The sequence below is a fragment of the Arenibacter algicola genome (assembly GCF_018860365.1).
GTDB classification, from domain to species: domain Bacteria; phylum Bacteroidota; class Bacteroidia; order Flavobacteriales; family Flavobacteriaceae; genus Arenibacter; species Arenibacter algicola_B.
Genome location: NZ_JAHKPO010000026.1, coordinates 726 through 2,323 on the forward strand (window position 1 = coordinate 726; position 1,598 = coordinate 2,323).

Annotated in this window: 1 pseudogene; it reads right to left on the reverse strand. The window is 47.3% G+C overall.

The window, feature by feature from the left end:
* A pseudogene (locus tag KO529_RS21075) lies at nucleotides 1–1,598 on the reverse strand (hypothetical protein); the annotation flags it as partial.

Here is a 1,598-nt window from a genome sequence, read left to right on the forward strand (position 1 = left end):
ACATCACCCAATAAAGCATTTGCATCGCCACCTACCGTTAGGTCGGAGGATGTGATATCCCCGTCACCAGTGATCGCTGTACCGTCTACTTCCAATGCTCCGGTGGTCGCGTTCTGTACCAGTCCGCTTCCAGCAACATCGGCATTGATCTTGGATGCTGTAACCGCATCGGCCAATATATTTTCTGTCTGTACCGCATCGTCCGCCAATTTTGCATTGGTCACGGCATCATCGCCCAATTTTATGGTAGTAACCGCTCCATCGGCCAGTTTGGCCGTTACTATGGAAAGATCCTCCACTTTAAAAGGATCCAAGGTTGTGCCCACGCCTGTAATAGTAACCTGATCGGCAATGGCATCGAAGCTGGATTTATCTACCCAAGCAACTGTACCCACTGCATCTGTAACCAAAACTTTATCGGTCCCACCTGAGGAAATATCCTCTGTTAAAATGGTACCGTTCAATATGTTTTCTGTCTGGACCGCATTGTCCGCCAATTTAGCATTGGTCACGGCATCATCGCCCAATTTTATGGTGGTCACTGCTCCATCGGCCAGTTTGGCCGTTACTATGGAAAGATCCTGCACTTTAAAGGGATCCAAGGTTGTACCTAAACCTGTAATAGTAACCTGATCGGCAATGGCATCGAAGCTGGATTTATCTACCCAAGCAACTGTACCCACTGCATCGGTAACCAAAACCTTATCGGTTCCACCTGAGGAAATATCCTCTGTTAAAATGGTACCGTTCAATATGTTTTCTGTCTGCACCGCATTGTCCGCCAATTTAGCATTGGTCACGGCATCATCGCCCAATTTTATGGTGGTCACTGCTCCATCGGCCAGTTTGGCCGTTACTATGGAAAGATCCTGCACTTTAAAGGGATCCAAGGTGGTACCTACACCAGTTATAGTAACCTGATCGGCAATGGCATCGAAGCTGGATTTGTCCACCCAGGCAACCGTACCCACTGCATCGGTAACCAAAACCTTATCGGTTCCACCACTTAATATGTTTTCTGTTTGGACCGCATCATCGGCCAATTTAGCATTGGTCACGGCATCATCTCCTAATTTTATGGTGGTCACTGCTCCATCGGCCAGTTTGGCCGTTACTATGGAAAGGTCCTCCACCTTAAAGGGATCCAAGGTTGTGCCCACGCCTGTAATAGTAACCTGATCGGCAATGGCATCGAAACTGGATTTATCTACCCAAGCAACCGTACCCACTGCATCAGTAACCAACACTTTGTCGTTACCACCTGAGGAAATATCCTCTGTTAAAATGGTACCGTTCAATATGTTTTCTGTCTGTACCGCATCGTCAGCCAATTTAGCATTGGTCACGGCATCGTCTCCTAATTTTACGGTAGTAACCGCTCCATCACCCAATTTTGCCGTAACTATGGAAAGGTCCTCCACCTTAAAGGGATCCAAGGTGGTACCTACGCCTGTAATAGTAACCTGATCGGCAATGGCATCGAAGCTGGATTTATCTACCCAAGCAACCGTACCCACTGCATCGGTAACCAAAACTTTATCGGTTCCACCACTTAATATGTTTTCTGTCTGCACCGCATCATCGGCCAATTTAGCATT